The sequence below is a fragment of the Streptomyces sp. NPDC002130 genome (assembly GCF_040296465.1).
Lineage (GTDB): Bacteria > Actinomycetota > Actinomycetes > Streptomycetales > Streptomycetaceae > Streptomyces.
Genome location: NZ_JBEOXI010000839.1, coordinates 1 through 1,425 on the forward strand (window position 1 = coordinate 1; position 1,425 = coordinate 1,425).

At 66.5% G+C, this 1,425-nt stretch carries 2 protein-coding genes; both read left to right on the forward strand.

Going from position 1 to position 1,425, the window contains the following annotated elements; translation table 11 throughout:
- Positions 1-515: TOBE domain-containing protein (locus ABT116_RS46150; protein WP_351647184.1), on the forward strand; the 515-nt coding region annotated here is incomplete at its 5' end.
- Between the two features lie 3 nt (positions 516-518).
- Positions 519-1,415 (forward strand): ABC transporter permease, encoded by an 897-nt coding sequence (locus tag ABT116_RS46155; RefSeq protein ID WP_351647186.1) that lies wholly within the window; start codon positions 519-521, stop codon positions 1,413-1,415.
- Positions 1,416-1,425 lie beyond the last annotated feature (10 nt).

Below are 1,425 nucleotides of genomic sequence, written 5' to 3' on the forward strand. Positions count from 1 at the left end.
TCATCTATGTGACCCATGATCAGGAAGAGGCGCTGGTCATGTCGGACCGGATCGCGGTGATGCGCAACGGTCTGATCGAGCAGTTCGACACCCCCAGGGAGCTGTTCGAGCGGCCGAAGACGCCGTTCGTGGCGGACTTCCTGGGCGCGGCGAACTTCCTGCCCGGCCGGATCGAGCAGCACGACACGGAACACACGCTCGTCCGCCTCAACCAGTCCGGCACTCTGCTGAAGGCGCGCCGCCACGACCTCCCCTTGGGCACTGGGGTGAAGGTTGCGGTGCAGCCGGGCCGGCTGCGGGCCTGCGCCGCCGACGACGGGTTCTGTACCGGCACCGTCGAGGCCGCGACCTATGTGGGCACCTTGGTCCGCGCGGGTGTGCGCATCGACGGCGGTCAGGCGCCGCTGCTGCGCCTTGAGGTGCCGGCGGGACGGGGCCCGGTGGCCGGGGAGCGGGTCGGGATCACCGCCGATCCCGATGACGTCAACCTCTTCGCCGACGAACAGGCAGGGTGAGCCATGGCCGCCACCCTCACCGCCAACGCTCCCGCCCGTCCGCGCAAGCTGCTGGCTTCGCGCCGGACCCGCGTCGGGATCTTCTATGCGCTGCCGGTTGTCATCTACCTGCTGGTGCTGTTCGTCTACCCCATCTTCAGCACCCTGCTGCTGAGTCTGAAGGACGCCGACGGCTCGTTCACGCTGCACTGGTACGCCGACGCACTGACGGGTGTGAACCTGTCGGTGCTGTTCACCACGCTGCGGATTTCGGCCGAGACAGCGATCCTCAGTCTCGTCTTCGGGTTCGTTCTGGCCCAGGCGATCACCCGGCTGAAGCCCATCCTGGCGGGTTTGGCGATGCTGGTCGTGGTCGTCCCGCACTTCGTCAGTGCCCTGGTGCGTACCTATGGCTGGATCATCATGCTCGGTGACAAGGGCCTGGTGAACGAGACCCTCACCAGCATGTCGGTCCCCGGAGCACCGTTCCAGCTGCTCTACAACGAACTCGGTGTGGTCATCGGCACCACGTCGATGATGCTGCCGTACACGGTGCTGTTGCTGTACGGGGTGATGCGTGGGGTGGACCGGCGTCTGCTGGCGGCCGCGTCCAGCATGGGCGCGGGCAAGGTGACGATCTTCCGTCGCATCTACCTGCCGCTGGTCGCCCCCGGTTTGGCCAGTGCCGGACTGCTGAGCTTCATCCTGTCGCTGGGCTACTACATCACCCCGGCCCTGATGGGCGGCCCCAACCAGACGATGATCGCCACCCTCATCAACCAGCAGGTCACCAAGGAAAACCAGTGGAACGGAGCCGCCGCCCAGGGCGTGATCCTGCTGGTGCTCACCCTGGCCGGACTGCTGCTGGTCAAGGTCGTCACCTCGCTGGGCGCCAGCCGTAAGAAGAGGAGCGCGACATGATGGAACTGCG

What these genes read in the sequence shown, in the direction of transcription:
- ABT116_RS46155 (WP_351647186.1), top strand. Translation starts at nt 519, where the DNA reads ATGGCCGCCACCCTCACCGCCAACGCTCCCGCCCGTCCGCGCAAGCTG.